This window comes from Verrucomicrobiota bacterium (assembly GCA_037139415.1).
In the GTDB taxonomy this organism is placed as follows: domain Bacteria; phylum Verrucomicrobiota; class Verrucomicrobiia; order Limisphaerales; family Fontisphaeraceae; genus JBAXGN01.
Window position 1 is genome coordinate 29,784 of record JBAXGN010000040.1, and the last position, 16,299, is coordinate 46,082.

Below are 16,299 nucleotides of genomic sequence, written 5' to 3' on the forward strand. Positions count from 1 at the left end.
TTCCCACGCCGAGACTGCGGATGTTCGCCGGGCCAAACGGTTCCGGGAAAAGCACCCTTACAGAGGAATCCATCCGGTTTTGGGATTAGCCAGTGGGCTTGAGCGGGAGGAGTTCCTGTTTAACGTGGGAAGGAAGCAAAGCAAATTCGGGATCTTTATGCACCAGTATGGCATTCACGTGCATGGCGGATGCCGCCACAAAAGCATCCGCGAAAGAAATCTTGTGGCCGGTTTTCCACTCGGCGGCCGCCGCGCACAGGGCTTCGTCAGAGTGTATCCAAATGATTCTTAATCGTTTCAGGTCCGCAATGGCTTTGCGACCTGCTTCCACCCCGTAATCACTGGCCGTGATGTATTGGACTTCCGTAAGACTGGCAAAGCAGGCATACAGCATGGTTTCTCCCCGCGCGGCTTTTTCCAATAAATCAAGCACTCGTGGCGCACCTGGTTCTGCTTGGAGAAAGGCGATAATAGCGGAAGAGTCGAGCAGGAAGGAATCAGCCATTGGGGTGCGAACTCATGCGGTGGCGCTTGGTTTCTTCTCGCGCCCGGTCGCGGGCTCGTTCTTGAAGCAGGCGCGTGAGCATACCGCCACCCGCAAACCGCCCATAAAGGGAATGAACCGCCTCCAAGGCGTCTTGTTCGCCCTTTACCGCCAGGTTGGTCTGGTCCAGAATACGGGAAATCTGCCTCCAGATTTCGCGTTTTTCGTCAACCGACAACGTCCGGATTTCTTCCAACACATGTTCAGCCGTTGCTGTCATAGCTTAAATTTACTGCGGGTCATCCGCCCGGTCAAGCGGGGAATAAATTCCGTCCGGAGCCGGCTGATGCGTTTGGGACTAGTACCCGGCACCCAGCCGAGACCGGCGCACAAAAACTCATGCTTCTTTTCACCTTTCAACCCAAGCCGCTTGGCTTCGGCATCCAAGTGAGGCAGTTTCTCGGCATTCTGTTTCCGTTCCACAAGCCCTTCGGCCAAGGCGGCACCCTGGCGCTTGGGTACCCGCACGCGATGCAACTTGGCGATGGCGTCCCAGCAGATGTCCCGCTTGGGGTCAAACGACCAGTAGGCGGGGATGTGGATCATGGTGCCGTACGCGGAGAGGTTGACCGAGAGTTTGAAGGTGAGCGGGTGATCGTACTTCATCCCAAAGAGATTCCACCGCAGGCAAAACGCATCGAACACGGCCTGAAACACCTCCGCTGGCGAGCGCATATTCACTTCAAACGACGGCCGCAGATTGCGCTCCACACACATGCTGCGGCGAATCACGCCCTTATGTTCGCGGTAGGCTTCGACATCAAAGACCGCCTTGATGCGCGCCCATTGGCGGCGCAACTCGGGATTGGTCTTGGTTTCCTGGGCGTGCTGATAAAATTTGACCTGGGTTTTGACCAGCTTTTCGTAGGTGCCCGAATGGACCTGCTTTTCATGATCCGCCACCGCTGTGCAGACGCTTTCGTCGGGTGGTTCCGGCAGCATCTCAATGACCAGTTGTTGCCGGGCATTTAATTTCTTCCCCTTTTCCAGCGTCATCAGGCAATCCACCAGCACATCCTGGATATTAAACGGCCAGAGCGTCGGTGGAACAAACATCCACTGGTATAGCGCGTGCAATGAAAGGGCTGCGGCTTCGGTCAACTTGGGGATGACTGCATGATAGCGGCGCAAAGCATCCTCCGCCCAGTTTGCCCGGTCAAACGCACGGGCTTTGAGCTTTTCCAGATCGCGATCAAGTGCGGTGGTCATGGTGCTTCAGCGGGGTCAAGCGTATCCCGCCACTCGGGCAAACGCAAGCTCACTTGGTCACTGGCGCACACCCACCCGCTTTATCCATAAACGCAGCCATGGGAACACCCGAACAGGCGCTTCCTGCTTGAACCAAACCGAGCTTGATGCAGCCCTGACCGCCCCAGCGATTTTTTAAAAAAATACTTAACGTCCCCTGGAGGATTTGTTAGTCTGTTGAATACCGTGTTGAATACATGAAGCGATGGTAAACACTGAAAACAAAAGCAATTATGAACATGAAGCTCAGCCAATCCCGCCCGGCTCGCCGGGAATTTCTTAAACACGCCGCCTTGCTGCCATTCGCCGCAACGGCGGGGCTCTCGTTCACCACAGCATCGGCGACCGTTGCCCCCATCAAACGCATCGGCGGAGCGTTTCTGAAGCCCGCGCTCAACGCCTACTCCTTCCTCGAATTGCTAGCGGCACACGCCAAGGACCCAGCCACGGGCATTGATCTCTTTGCCGTCTGCGATTTTTGCGCGAAACACGACCTGGATGCCGTGGATGTCACTGGATACTTTTTTCCCGGCTATCCCAAGGTGCCGGCGGACAGCTACCTGTACCACCTCAAGCGCTACACGCACGACCTCGGGCTCGCCATCAGCGGCACCGGCGTGCGCAATGATTTCACCAGTGCGGACAAGACCGTGCGGGCGACGGGAGTGCAGCTCATCAAGGAATGGATTGAGGTCGCCGCGAAACTCGGCGCGCCGGCGCTTCGCGTCTTTGCCGATTCGCAGCCCCCTTTCAAGAACTGGCAGGAGGCCTCCGGCAACGCGAGCCGCGAGACGGTGGAAACCTGGATGGCCGACTCGCTGCGCGAGTGCGCAGAGCACGCCGGGAAGTTTGGCGTGATCGTTGCGGTGCAGAACCACGGCGACTTCATCAACACGGGCGGGGAGCATCTCAGCCTGCTCAAGCGGGTGGACCATGAATGGTGTGGCGCGCTGGTGGATACCGGCAAATACCTGACGGCCGATCCGTACGCGGACATCGCCATGATGGTGCCCTATGCGGTGAATTGGCAGATCAAGGAGACCATGCAGAGCCGCACCGACTCACCCGGCACCGATTTCAAGAAACTAGTCACCCTCATTCGCCAGGGAGGTTACCGTGGCTACCTGCCCATCGAGACACTCTCCATGCGACGCAAGAACTATGATCCCTTCGTGGAAGTGCCCAAAGTGCTCGCCGAACTGCGCGCAGCCATCGCTACCACCGCATCGTGAGTTAAAATGTGAAATATTTTAGCCGTGGAATCATGAAAAACCTCACCGCGTAACCAGGATGTAGAAGCTTGAAATCATCAGGCAGGAGACATAGGCCTGGGTGACGAAGAGCAGGTCGTCGAACCCTTTTTCAACGCATAGTGAGTCAAAAAAGAAAACTTATGATTGCGGAATAATTTTGTTTGTCGTCAATGAGCCTTTGATGAATGCCCCATTTTCCCTGATCTTAGTGCGGTTAGCAAGGGTCCGGATTCCCCTTCGCTCGCAGTACAAAAATTTGCTTAGCCTCATCCACTTTTGGTAAAGTTAATTTGCTAACATGTTCACATTCAAAATCAGACACCCCCTCGGCTGCCGCAAGGGCAGTGAAGATTTCGCTACAATAAATTTCTCCGGGAGGAGTCTTGGGTTCGATGCGCGCCGCAAAATTGATCGCCGATCCTAAAAAACTGTCTTTGGACATAAAAGGATCGGGAAAACGGAAAACCGGACCTACATGCAGGGCAATTCGCAAATTGAAATGAGCCGAAAATCCCAAGTTCTTCCAATTTTTTGACTGCACAAACTTCTGCAAGGCAAGCGCAAACCTGCCTGCGTTACCAACCGAATCAAAGGTGCAATAGAGGCCATCGCCCCAAGTATTAAAATCCCTTGGGCCAAAGGCATGGAGCCGTGATTGTTGAATCAATTGCCCCAAAGGGTGCAGGTATTCATTGATGAAGAGGGGAAGTTGTTGTTCCGGTATTTCGCTGAAACGCAAAGCATCCGCGAATAAGACAGCACAGATTTCTTGGGGAAATTCCACGGCAGATGCTGAATTTTTCGGAAGTGGCAAGGAAGGCGAGGTTGGCCAACTGGCATGAAGCACATCGTTTACCTTCTTTGGTTGCAAATTTCGGATATACTCGACCCTGACCCCAAGCGATATGGCCAGATTCACCATAGTACGGGTGCCTCCAATGGCGTCACCAGACCAACCGTCCCACAGCGCCAGCAACGCTAATTGAGTACCCATGGCCTTGGCTTTGATCAACCCCATACCCAGGACCGTACGGTTACAGCATTCACTGGCCATCACATTATTTTCAGCGCGATATTTGCTCAGAATGGTAACGCTGGTCGCCTTTTGCAAAATCTGATCAAATCGTACACCCCAGTCGTGATCGCGGTTATGTTGGAATCCAGTGACGCAATCGGCTTTAAACTGCTCGATTTCATACGGCAGCACGATATGGATTTCCCTTTTTAATCCCAGCATCTCCTCCAGGAAAAGGATATCGCCACCACAGGGTGCCGAACTGAAACCATATTTCGGGCTTAAGGTATTCAATTTTTTGCGGATCGCGGCGCGGACACCTTGTTCCTTCGCGGGCAAAAAACGAGGCGGCGTTCTGCCGGGACGATCCATCATGTGCCCGGTAAAAGCCACCACCGTTTCCTGTTTCCATTGTTTCCTTAAGGTTGTCATGCTAATAATCCACAAATCAATTTTGAGGTTTGCGCTTTGTATCGCCAGACGACGCTTCTTCTCTGGTGGGTTGTGACTCAGCCTGCACTTTAATTCCAGCAAGGGTGGTGATGATAATTTCCGGCGCGCCTTGATAATCAATAATCTTGCCTTCCACAATCACGGTTTTGTTCACATACTCCTTGAGTGTTTCAGGACGGAACTCTGCGGGGTTGTCACTCTGTTTGAAGGCGAGCGTCAATGCGGACCGGTAGTTCTCCGCAAAATTCAAAAAATAGAAGGTGCCGGATTTTGACGTTCCAAACTTAACGATTTTTCCCTTCACTTTAACCAATTGCCCCTGGTGATTCAGCATCGCTTTGGCATTCAGTGGATCCAAAAATCCGTCCTCCACGGCGCGTACCGTCCTGGGCTCAGACTGTGGCAGTGACTGTCCTGAAGGCGGGGCTGAGGTTGCGTCATCCTTCAAAGAATTGATGCAAAGCTGCAGGTAATATTCGGGGGCATCACCCTGCTTCAAGGCACGCGTGAACTCTTGCCGTGCGACCAGCGGCTGCCCAGACTTCCAGTATGATCTGGCCAAGGCGAGCGAAGAGACGGTAAAACCGCGTGAGCGAGACAACTCCAGCACCTCAATAGCCCAGTCCCATAAACCCAGGAAAGCGTACCACTCGCCCAGTATGGCGAGGGCTTCGGCATTTTTGGGATCCCGATTCAAGAGTTCTCGGGCGCGAAGAAGGCGCGGTTCAAAATTGCGAAATTGTTCCGGAAAACTGAAGTCGCAAAACATCAAATTGGTCTGCGAAAGACATACAAGTTGCTTGCCGTTGATCGAGGTGGCAGCAGTCCCCATTAAGCTTGGGGTGATGGTGCGGATCAGGCGTCTGGTTTTTAATTCCCATATATTCAATTGGGCCTCTTCGTCATTGGCAACTAGCAACTCACCCTCAAACAACGCGTGTCCGTACATCCCGTACGATTCGGTTTGAGGAAAGGTGTTAATTTCCGTCAAATTGGTGATATCCAAGTGTTTGATGGAGTTTCCGCCAACACCCAGAACGAGTAACGAATGACCGCCCGGAAGTAATGACACTCCAGGTCGATGATCACTGTAGCGCATGGACCGAGGATGCGAATCGAGTCGTATTGAGCGGACTTGCAACCCGCTCCCCATGTCCCAAAGTATCGCGGTTGAATCCTCCGAAACGGTGAGCGCGAGGTTTGTGCCAGGCAGTAGTGCCACACCAGTCAGTCGTCGTGTTCCTATCTCTCGAAATCGAAGTTCAATATCCATTCGGCTTTTGTTGGGTAGTTGCGGCCCAGCGGAAGGGGCCTTCATCCAGCAGAATTTCTGAAGCAACTTTCCGGTAGCCACCTCCCACAAGCGCATCGGCACCTCCACATCCTCCGCTTCGGAGGCGGACCATGAACGAAATTCGTCTCCACTGGATATGGCCAGTCTCCCGTCCACGGAAAAGGCGACGGCAGACACGCGATGCCCCGCAGGATAACTCCACACTTTTTTATTTCCCACCAGATCCCACAGAAATAACGAATCGTTTTGCTTTTGATTATCGCGCGGTTTTGTGCCAACAAGAACGCGTTTTCCGTCAGCAGAAAAAACGGCGCTACTTGGCTGGTCTTTAAACCGGATTTCAAGCAAAGGATTGTCGGTTCTAAGATCCCAAAAGCAAAGGGTTGGCTCAATATAATTGTACAAAGAAAGACCAACCAATCCGTCGGGTGACATACGGACAAAGCCACTGCATGAATGAATGTGTTTCTTGACGAGCGGTTTGTCGGTTAGCAGCCAGACGCCAAGTCCGCGATACTTCGTACCCCAAAGTGCAATACGCAGATCTTTAGAAAAAACTACTTTTGCTGCAAGCCGACTTGGAGGAGTTCCCTCTGGACCTTGGGTGTCTCCAAACTGCTGCGCGCGCAGTTTTTCTCCGGATGCAACATCCCAAAACGTGATTATTCCGGCCGCATTAGCGGACGCAAATACCTGTCCGGAGGGAGAAAATCGTAGACTGCGAATTCCATCTTTCCGCCCGTCATTGAAACGGCGCAATTCACGACCAGTGGCCAATTCCCACAGTTTTACACCCCCCTCATCTTCACCCGAAAGTCCGAACTGGCCGCCGGGGGAAACCGCGACAACTGCAATATTCGCATGCGCCCCCTTCGGCTCCAGGATCGCCCGCTCCTGTCCAGTTTCACAGTCGAGCCAGATCAAAGGCGGGTTACTGCCCCCCCTGGATGACGAACCGGTATCACTTACCTCGGTATGCCAATGAGAACTCCCAACCAAAACGTTTTTGCCATCAGGTGAAAATGCAATAGAAGTTACAGTTGACTCTGGGGTGAGAAACGTGACCAACTCCTTCCCTGAGATCACATCCCAAAGTTTAAGAACTGCCCGGGTATTCGTATTATGGCGGGCATCACTTACGATTGGGCTTCCGATATGCCAAGTGTGGCCCATGCTCCCGGAAACGATTCGCCTGCCATCAGGCGAAATCGCCACACATGTTATCGGTGCCTCATGCCCACGGAATTCCTGGAGCTTATGCCCGGTCTCCAAGTCCCAAAGATTCACGGTATGGTCTGAGCTACCAGACACAGCCATGTGACCACTCGATGCCCAAGCCAGGCAAGTCACCAAGCCGTTGGTGCTGATGATCGTACCGGCCTTCGTTCCGGTCACCAAGTTCCACATCTGAATCTCCGCGCTATCGTCCCCCAAATCATAACCAGCGAGCGCAAACCGGCCATCGTCGGAAACGGCAACACAGGAAACGCCTTCCTGAACATCACCAAGTCGGGTTGGCGTCCTCGAACACCCGCTCCACCCAGTAGCGCTGGCGTTGCTGAAACGCCAGCCGGCGCACGGTCGTTGTTTCCGGCGCGTTGGTCAGGGTGTATTTCCGATCCGTCCCATCCAGGTTTTCCGTCACCAGCAACGTCAGGCGCAACGGCGCCCGCTCGCTTCCGTCCCACACATAGACGCGCCCGCGCCAAGCGCGGAGGCGTAACGGACCACGCGTGGTCTCCCGCACCTTGACCTGGTGCCAAGCCGCCGCGACCGCCAACCCTGGCAGTTGGTCCACGCGCTGCTTCGGGACGGACGCCCGATAACGCGCCCCGGGTCGCCCCGGTTTGCCCGCGGCGGGCAAGGCGGGCAGGAACGGTTCCAGGTAAATGGAAAAATCCGAGGGGAGATCGATGAAAAACGTCTCCTTTAGCTCCGTCAACCCATAGAACGTGGCCGGGCTTTTGCCATAGCCCGCGTCGGCACTGACCCAGCCAAACTGGAGTTTTTGCGCGCGCGCATGCTGGATGATGGCCACCGCCAATTCGTCCTTGGTCCGAAAGTGGCGTTCGGTTTCCGGCACGCCAGCGGCCGCACACCGTTCGGAATCTTCGGTCCATTCCTTGGGCAAATAGAGTCGCGCATCCACCAGCGTGGCCCGCGGGCCGCGGCACAGCACTCCGAACACCCCGACTTGGCCATTATCGACTTTACCCAACCGGCCCAACCACTGACGGGCGACGCCCACCGACTGCTTGCCTTGTTTGGCGAACCCACTCTCATCCAGCACCAGACACGCTTCGCCGGGATCGCCCAAGACCTGGTTGGCTTCCCGCGCCACGTGGTCCAGCACGGCGCGGGCATCCCATTTGGAATGAGTGAGAAATTGCTGCAAGTTACGCGCATCCGCCTCCGGCACCACCTCCGCCATGTGCAGCATGTTCTTGCGCGTGCCGCCTTGCAACAGACCGGAAACGTATTGGCGCGCTAACCGAGACATCGTGCCGATAGGATTTAAAATGGTGGGAAAAAGTGTTCACACAGTGCATGAGGCGTTGGCCGAGGCCCCGCAGCCCCATCTCCTGGTTTTCATTATTACTCCTGGTTTTACGAAATATTATGTTGGTTTGTCATTGCGGTGCAACTTTACTTCACGGGTGGCCTTGACGCAAGTTTTATCTTTACGAAGTCAAATTATGCTAAACCAGTAATATAAGTATGGAACCAGAAATCAGCCGTCAGAATTTCCCTTGCGCCACCATCTGGCGCAATTCGGTTTTCAGGATTTTTCCGGTGACATTGCGCGGCAGTTTGGGCAGGACCACGATGCGGCGCGGGACCTTGTAATCCGCGACTTTTTCACGGAGGAAGTGCAGCAGCTCCTTTTCGTCAAGCTCGGTGCCCTCATTCAAGGAGACACAGGCCAGCGGCACTTCGCCACGGCGCGCATCCGGCACGCCAATCACCGCCGCCTCACGAATGCCCGGATACTGGTAAATGAGTTCTTCCACCTGTCTAGGATAGACGTTGATCCCGTTGACGATGAGCATGTCCTTCTTGCGATCCGTGATGTAAAAATATCCATCGGTGTCGCGATGTCCAATGTCCCCGGTCAGGAACCATTGGCCGCGCATGACTTCAGCCGTCGCCTGCGGCTGGTTCCAATATCCCGCCATAACGTTCCCGCCGCGAATGCAAATCTCGCCGGTCTGACCAGCCCCCAGAATATTCCCGGTATCATCCTGCACGCTCAATTCCACGTTTGGAATGGGCAGGCCGATGGAACCTTCTTTCCATGGGCCGCGAATCGGGGTAAAAGCGGCCACCGGGCTGGTCTCACTAAGTCCGTACCCTTCCAGCAACGGGTAAGGCAGTTTGGCGGTGAATTCGCGCAGAATTTCTCCAGGCAGCGCCGCCCCGCCACTGATGCAAAGCCGCAGCGGCAATTTCACCGGCCTATCCACCTGGGCCAAAACACGAAAGAACGCCGGCACTGCCGGAAGGATGGTGGCACCATGCCGGCACACCTCCAGGATGATGTTTTTGGCCGGATGCACGGACCGGATGAGGACGATGCTGGAACCAATCACCATGGGCAACAACACACAGACGGTGAGCATGAAGCTGTGAAACATGGGCAGCAGTAACACAAACCGGTCGGCGGACTGACTTTCCAGTATCTGATGACAACTGGCCACATTATGCAACAAGTTGCCATGCGTGAGCATCGCCCCCTTGGGCTTGCCGGTGGTGCCGGACGTATAGAACAACACCGCCAAATCCGCTTCAGTGCGTTGGGAGCAGGAGAGCGGGCAATCCGCGCGCGCCACCGGTGCGGCGGCAAAGTTTTCAACATTCCAAACCTTCAGAGGTGGAGGCGTCGCGGCAAGCTGAGCCACGGCTGCCGCCATCGTTGTATCTGTGACCAGCACGTTGATACCGGCGTCCTGAATAATGAAGGCCACCTCGTCCGCCTTGAGAAAGTTATTGATGGGCACCGCCACGCCACCCGCCATGAAGATGCCAAACAGCGAAGGAACAAACTCGGGACAATTGCGAAGCCAAAGCCCGACGTGATCACCCGGACGCACCCCCAACTGTCGCAGTTCAGCAGCCAGGCGGACGGACTGACTGCGAATCCACTCATAGGAAAAGGTGTCATCGCCCCAGTAGATGGCGATTTTGCCGGGATTCAGCTCCGCCTGCGCGGTAAAAGCAGCGGCAAGATTCATGCGAATTTGCCGCCGCTAAGCATCAAAGCGACCGTCATAGTGGAGAGATGACTCACGGTGCCCGCTGCATTTTACCAAAATCAACCATCATCCGCCCGCCGGAAATATTTGTGTGCAGAACGACTGGCTCATACCCGCCTTTGGTGGCACGCAAGGTGCGCAAACCGGACGGAATCGCCAACGTACAGAGGGTCACACTATTCTGCGGCACCCCGTCCACTTCAATGGCGGCCCCCATGGGTTCGGAAAGCAACGTGACTGATACCGGAGGTCCAGACGGTGAACTGGACACGGACGCGCGAGGGTTTGAATCCGTGTTTTTCTTCTTCAGCAGAATCACGACCTCGTTGGTCACACTGGCGTGAACGACCACCGTTTGCGGTTCGGTGATAAATCCAGGCAATTTCGCATCCACCGTATAGGACCCTGGCGTCAACGGCCAATAGACCGGGGTGGTTTGATTAATGGATTTATCATTGACGTACACATCGGCGTCATAACGCTGCTTGCCGCTCTCCTCGCGAGCCCAGATAAATATGCTGCCGCGCGAATCAACCACCGCCACCCGTTCCAGAGTTCCGAAATCGAGCATGGAATCGCGGAGCACTTCTTTTTCAATGGTCCGCGCCAGGAAGCCGGATTTACTAACCCGGAAGGTATGGCTGCCAGCGGGAACTTTCACGACACACATGGTGGGTGGGCCAACCGGCCGGCCATCCACCTCCACGCTGGCCCCCAAAGGTTCCGACATCACCGTCACGCTGACAGTGGACACTACCGGTGCGGGCGGTGCCGGCGTGGTGGCATTTTGAGTAGCGGGTAGCGATCCACCAGTTTTTGGCTGACTGCCACCGGTTTTATCATCGGAGTTGAAAAACAGGAAATAGACCAACACCGCAGCGACCGCAAAAAAGCCAAGCCCCGCAAGAATGAAGATCAGGACATTTTGTTTTTCCAACTTGATGTGCTCCAGATGCCCGTCGGGATTGGACGGAATATCCAGGGTGCCGTAAAATGGCCGGCAACCCGACTTGACCACCTTGAACCGATGCGGTCCGGGCAACAGTTTATGCTCTTCCAGCGGCGTGACACCAATGGGGCTGCCATCCACTTCCACGCTGGCTCCGTCTGGATCACTGGTCAAGGTGAGCGGCACCATTTCCGGTGGGGGCTCCTTGAGCGTAAAATGTTTTTTGACGGGGTCCTTGGCAATCTTCAACACCTCATGGCCGCGTTTGTACCCGGGCAAATCCACCTCAATATCCCGCTCGCCCGGATTCACCTCAACGGAACATGGCGTCCTACCGACTTGCCGTCCATCCACCAGCACCTTCGCCCCTTTCGGTTCGCTGGTGATCGTAAGCAAAGTGAGCGGGGGAGGCGGATTTATAGGGCCAGGTGGTTCAATTTTTTCAAGTTTAAACTTCAACGGGCAAGGCTGGCGTTCGGTCAGAGTCACGGACTCGGACTTCGACAGGAACCCATCCAATTTGACCTCAATCGTGTACTCCCCTGGCATGAGGGCGAGTTTTTGAGCGGTCTTGCCGCGCTCTTTGCCATTCACAAGAATGGTCGCTCCCGCAGGATCGCTGGTAACCGTCACATTGGCGGGCTCGATCTGCTTCAAGGTAATGGTCCTGGAAAAAGATATTCCAGCCCTGACCTCGATCGTTTCCTGGTATGGGTGATGGCCACTCAGATTACCCAACAACTGATATTGCCCAGGCTCCAGGCTTTCTTTGAAGCGGTCCCTGTGCGACCATTCCCCACCGGCACCTTTGAGGGTGATCGTTACACCCGCCGGCATGCCGGTGATGGACACGGACACCTTGCCCGGGGGCGGGGGGGGAGGTGGTGGCGGCGGGGGTGGAACCTCCGTTTGCAGGGTAAGGGTAAAATACTTGGTAACAGGTCCACCCGTAGCCAATACTGTGATCTTTTCCAGATGGGTTTTGTACCCGGACTTAGATACTTGGATTTCGTATTGGCCAGGCACTACCCGTTGACTCCACCTGCCCGTGCCCGTCCACTCACCGCCAGTTACGCCTTTAATCGCAATGGCAGCATCAGGGGGAGTGCGGCTGACAACGGTAAAAAGGACATCCGGCGGAAGCTTGATCAATCGGTAGGTCTTGGTGACCGGTCCACCGCCAGCCGCGACGGTCACAGCCTCATCCACCGGTCTGCAACCGTCCTTCGTCACTTTGACCCGATATGAACCTGCCGGAACACGCAGGCTCCAAGCGCCGGTTGCGGTCCAGGATTCCCCGGTCGGTCCTTTAATTTCCAAGGCGGCCTCTTTCGGGTCGGTACAGGTAATGGAAAAGAGAATACCGGGCGGCGGAGGCGGAGGCGGAGGCGGCGCACTTAAGCGATAGGTCTTGGTGATCGGCCCCCCGCCAGCAATGACAGAAACTGTCTCTTCCACCGGCTTGCAACCCTCTTTGGTCACCTTGACTCGATATGCGCCCGCCGGAACGCGCAGGCTCCAAGCGCCCGTTGCGGTCCAGGACTCCCCGGTCGGCCCCTGAATTTCCAAGGCGGCATCTTGCGGATCGGTACAGGTAATGGAAAAGAGAATATCCGGTACCAACTTAGTCAACTTGAGCGTCTTGGTAACCGGTCCACCACCAGCCGCAACGGTCACTGTCTCTTCCGCCGGCTTATAACCCTCTTTCGTCGCCTTGACTTGATATGAACCCGCCGGCACACGTTGGCTCCACATCCCCGTCGAGTTCCAGGTTTCCCCGTTCGGTCCCAGAATCTCCAAGCTGGCATCTTTAGGGTCAGGATTAATGGTCAACAGTGTGACCGGCTTATTGCTGCCCTCACTGACCAAATTAATTTTTCTGGTGACCAAGCCCGCGCCTTCTGCAACGGTAATCACATCTTCCCAAGGTTTATACCCATCCTTCGTTGCTTTAACCTGATAGGAGCCTGCGGCAACGGTTTGCCGCCAAGTTCCCGTCGCGGCCCAGGATTCCCCGGCTGGCCCCTGAATTTCCAACACCGCATCTGCTGGCTCGCAGAGTAAATTAAGTTCCAGTGATTGCGGTCGAGGGGGTGACCCCACCGCTTCTTTTAAAATATAGTTTTCGGTAAAACTTTCGCCTTCCTTGTAAACCAACTCGATCGGTTGATCTTTGAGAGATTCGTACCCCGGCAAGACCACGGTTACCAAATAACGTCCGGCGGGAAGCGATTCGCGTATCTCCGACCCGCCTGCCACAACTTGACCATTGCGCTTGAGCGTGATCTCCGCCCCGGCAGGCTCACTGGTCAGCACCACTGGGATCAACGCCAGCTCAAGCTGAACTTCCACAATCGCAACCAACCCTGCCGTCACGTCCAACAGCTCCGTTCGCTTTACATAACCATCGGCAGTAACCTCAAGGGTGTATTGACGCCCGGCCTCGACCGGTAGTTTGTTCCACGAACTTGCTGGTAATGGTTTACCGTCCAAGGTGGCTTTGACCTTGTGTTTGATCTCGGCAGGCGACACGACCAGACTCACCTGGGCCTGTTTGGGTCTGAATTTGCCAAAATCCAGTTTCCCGGGTTGGCCGGGCACCAATTTAACCGACTTGGATTGATCGTCGAACCCCTCCAAACTAATCCGCACCCGGTAATCACCGGGGACTAAGCTGACCGGATCCCCTTCGCCGGTGCGTTGGGGCAATTCATCAAAGGCAGTGCCGCTACTGCCAGCAGCCACGGCAATGGCGGCGCCCGGCGGATCGGACAGCACCGTCAACTCTACCGGTAGCGGGTCAATATGTCCGAAATCAACCGAGGCGATCTGCCCCGGTTCAACAGACGCTTCCAGCATTGGTTGCGGGTAACCAGCGCGGCGCAATTCGACCCGATAGGTTCTGGACGCCGGGACCTCGATGCTGATTGGAGAGGTCTTTTTAGTATCCTCATCATTGAGGAAGATGGCAAAACCCGATGGATCAGACCGCACATCCAGTTTACCGACGGGAGCAAGCGCATACGGCTCCATCGGCGGGTAATAGTCCCCGATAATTTTCTTCAAACGATCCTCAATTTGCGCGCAGTTGGGCCAATCCATCAATAGATTGGACAGGTTCCTCAATTCCTGCACGTACAACGTTTTACAGCGATTCTGGGTATTAAGCACCAACGCATGCAAGTTGCAGTACCGTTGAATAAAGGTCGCCGCCGCAACGCCGGGGCTCAATGCTTCATCCCGCTCCTTTTTGAATTTCTCAAGCTCGACCAGCAGCGGTTCGCGGGCGGTCGCGGTTTGATCCGCATAGTCCATCAGGGTTTTGGCTTGTTCCAAGATGGGGATGGAGGTGGCCCTAAACTCGCACGCGCAACCATGGGCCTGCAAATGATCGGTAATCAGCTTGGGCACGGCTTCCGTTTGGGTGGCAAGTTGTTGCAGGCAATTCAAGGCGGCGGATAATTGCTGGCAATGTTGTTTGGCCGCCGCGTGCCCAACCTTAAACCGCTTCAGGTTATCGGTGCAAACCCGTTTCTGCCGCTCCAATCCGCTGACCAATTGTTTGAGGACGCCCATGAGCCCCTCCGCCTTGCGATTCTGGATCCGCTCATTCTGGGTGCCAAACGCAAACAGAATCAGTTCCAAAAAATCCTCGCGCTTGCGGATGGTCTGCAGCAACCCTTGCATCAACTCATTGATTTTTACCGTGGCATACGCAGGATTCGCCGCCAGTTCCTCCGCCAGCGCCTTGTCTTTGCGCAAGTCCCGTTCCAGAATCCCCGCCAGCTCCTTATCCGCCACCAGCTCATCCAACAGGGTGCGCAGCGTATTCATGGCCCCCGCAAAGATCGCCACCTCATCCTCGCCCTCGGCAAACTCCACTTTGGCGGCGCGTTCGCTGACTTTGGTGACGAGCGCCTGGGTAAAGGCGGGCGAGGCTGAATAACTCAGTGCGATGCACTTAAGTTTATCCTTGGCCAAGGCATCCAGCTTGAACTTTTGTTCCCCCACCAAAAGGGCAGAGATGGTTTTGGCATCGGTCAGATTCTCCAAAACCTTGGCGTAGAGATCATTGAACGTGGCATGTTCCTCGGTTGCGGGATCGCGCCTCAACGCCTCATGCTCCAGCAGACTCGCCACAGTGCCCAAGGCCGAATAACCTTCGGGCAACCTTCTGTGCGCCTGCTGCAACAACTCTTGGAATGCTTGCAGATTGATCGCCATGCAGTGGTAATAAACGGGTTGGTGGGTAAATTCAACCAAAAATTGTTGGAATCCCACCGATCACGGCCGGGGCTTCCCCGCCGGGGCGTCCGCGCCCAGCAATTGCTTCAGCACCAGGTCCGCCTTCTGGGGGACCACGCCCGAGGGACCGCGCAGGTAGTAGGCCACGTTGCCGTTCAGGTCCACGATCGTTGTGGCGGCGCTGCGGTTGTCCGTCTCCAGGTGGAGCGGGCATTTACCCAGTTGGGCCAAGGCCGCTTGCAGCCCCTTGACCAGGCTTAAGAATAACTCCGAAATGCAGCGAGGCGCCCACGGGCAATCCGTTACTTGCCGTTCCAGATTGACGGATAGCGGCGTAATCATTAGTGTACCGCCCATGAACTTCATGCAAAGGCAATGTGGCTTAAATGTCATCCGTTCAGTGACGCGCAGTAATCTGTTATCCTCCTTTGAAACCCTGTTGAAGAAGGGCCTTGTTCTGGCGGCGCTCGTAACCGTCCTGAGTGGCTGGGCGCAGGGGCCAAGCAATCCGGGGCTGAGTGTCCAAGTGTATGCGGGGTTGACCATCACGGGCGAGGTGGGGATGGCCTATATTATTCAAACAGCGGTGAATTTAACGAATGGCAATTGGGCGACCTTGACCAATCTCACACTCCCGGCCAAGCCATGCTTGTGGGTGGATGCGAGCGGCCCGGCCTCTGGGCAGCGGTTCTATCGGGCGCTCGCGGTACCGACTAACATGGCTTACATCCCCGCTGGTACCTTCACCATGGGGGATACGAGCGGAGATAGTGACGCTGCAGCATTGCCCCTGCACACGGTAACTGTGAGCGCGTTTTACATGGACACGAATTCAGTGACAAAGGCGCAATGGGATGCGGTGTACACGTGGGCTGCCACTAATGGCTACGGCTTTGACGGGGCCGGGGCTGGGAAGGCGGCCAACCACCCGGTGCAGACGGTAATGTGGTATGATTGTGTGAAGTGGTGCAATGCGCGGAGTCAAAAGGAGGAGGCTATAAATATTTTCGTGTAAGTGGCCGACGATAGCTGAGAGGATAAGAAA

The 16,299-nt window shown here is 55.4% G+C and carries 11 protein-coding genes; 2 read left to right on the plus strand and 9 right to left on the minus strand.

Going from position 1 to position 16,299, the window contains the following annotated elements:
• Positions 1 to 85: 85 nt before the first annotated feature.
• The 3 genes from WCO56_09145 to WCO56_09155 are packed head-to-tail and all read right to left on the minus strand — an operon-like array spanning position 86 to position 1,753.
• Entirely contained in the window at positions 86 to 505 is a 420-nt protein-coding gene (locus tag WCO56_09145; protein MEI7729728.1) for a PIN domain-containing protein, read from the minus strand.
• Entirely contained in the window at positions 498 to 764 is a 267-nt protein-coding gene (locus WCO56_09150; GenBank protein MEI7729729.1) for a hypothetical protein, read from the minus strand. The genes WCO56_09145 and WCO56_09150 overlap by 8 nt, the downstream gene beginning before the upstream one ends.
• On the minus strand, positions 761 to 1,753 hold the full coding sequence (locus WCO56_09155) for a hypothetical protein (protein MEI7729730.1): 993 nt from the start codon (positions 1,751 to 1,753) through the stop codon (positions 761 to 763). Before WCO56_09155 ends, WCO56_09150 begins: the two co-directional genes overlap by 4 nt.
• A gap of 272 nt (positions 1,754 to 2,025) precedes the next feature.
• On the opposite strand from WCO56_09155, the gene WCO56_09160 reads away from it, so the two are divergent.
• Entirely contained in the window at positions 2,026 to 3,024 is a 999-nt protein-coding gene (locus WCO56_09160) for a sugar phosphate isomerase/epimerase family protein (GenBank protein ID MEI7729731.1), read from the plus strand.
• A 235-nt stretch (positions 3,025 to 3,259) separates the two neighbouring features.
• On the opposite strand, the gene WCO56_09165 is transcribed toward WCO56_09160, so the two are convergent.
• From WCO56_09165 to WCO56_09190, 6 genes are all read right to left on the minus strand, one after another.
• Positions 3,260 to 4,492: an adenylate/guanylate cyclase domain-containing protein gene (locus tag WCO56_09165; protein ID MEI7729732.1), complete on the minus strand. Its 1,233-nt coding sequence runs from the start codon at positions 4,490 to 4,492 to the stop codon at positions 3,260 to 3,262.
• A gap of 16 nt (positions 4,493 to 4,508) precedes the next feature.
• A complete protein-coding gene (locus tag WCO56_09170; protein MEI7729733.1) occupies positions 4,509 to 6,731 on the minus strand; it encodes a hypothetical protein in 2,223 nt (740 codons plus the stop codon).
• A 577-nt stretch (positions 6,732 to 7,308) separates the two neighbouring features.
• Positions 7,309 to 8,307, minus strand: coding sequence for an IS701 family transposase (locus WCO56_09175; protein MEI7729734.1), 999 nt, complete (start codon positions 8,305 to 8,307; stop codon positions 7,309 to 7,311).
• Positions 8,308 to 8,545: 238 nt separating this feature from the next.
• Complete coding sequence (locus WCO56_09180) at positions 8,546 to 10,039, minus strand: long-chain fatty acid--CoA ligase (protein MEI7729735.1); 1,494 nt, start codon at positions 10,037 to 10,039, stop codon at positions 8,546 to 8,548.
• Between the two features lie 52 nt (positions 10,040 to 10,091).
• Positions 10,092 to 15,233: a PEGA domain-containing protein gene (locus WCO56_09185; GenBank protein MEI7729736.1), complete on the minus strand. Its 5,142-nt coding sequence runs from the start codon at positions 15,231 to 15,233 to the stop codon at positions 10,092 to 10,094.
• Positions 15,234 to 15,293: 60 nt separating this feature from the next.
• A complete protein-coding gene (locus tag WCO56_09190) occupies positions 15,294 to 15,611 on the minus strand; it encodes a hypothetical protein (protein ID MEI7729737.1) in 318 nt (105 codons plus the stop codon).
• Between WCO56_09190 and WCO56_09195 the strand changes: the two genes are divergently transcribed.
• The gene (locus tag WCO56_09195; GenBank protein ID MEI7729738.1) at positions 15,610 to 16,269 is read left to right on the plus strand and encodes an SUMF1/EgtB/PvdO family nonheme iron enzyme; all 660 of its coding nucleotides are present in this window, start codon (positions 15,610 to 15,612) and stop codon (positions 16,267 to 16,269) included. The two genes, WCO56_09190 and WCO56_09195, sit on opposite strands and share 2 nt — an antisense overlap.
• Positions 16,270 to 16,299: the final 30 nt, after the last annotated feature.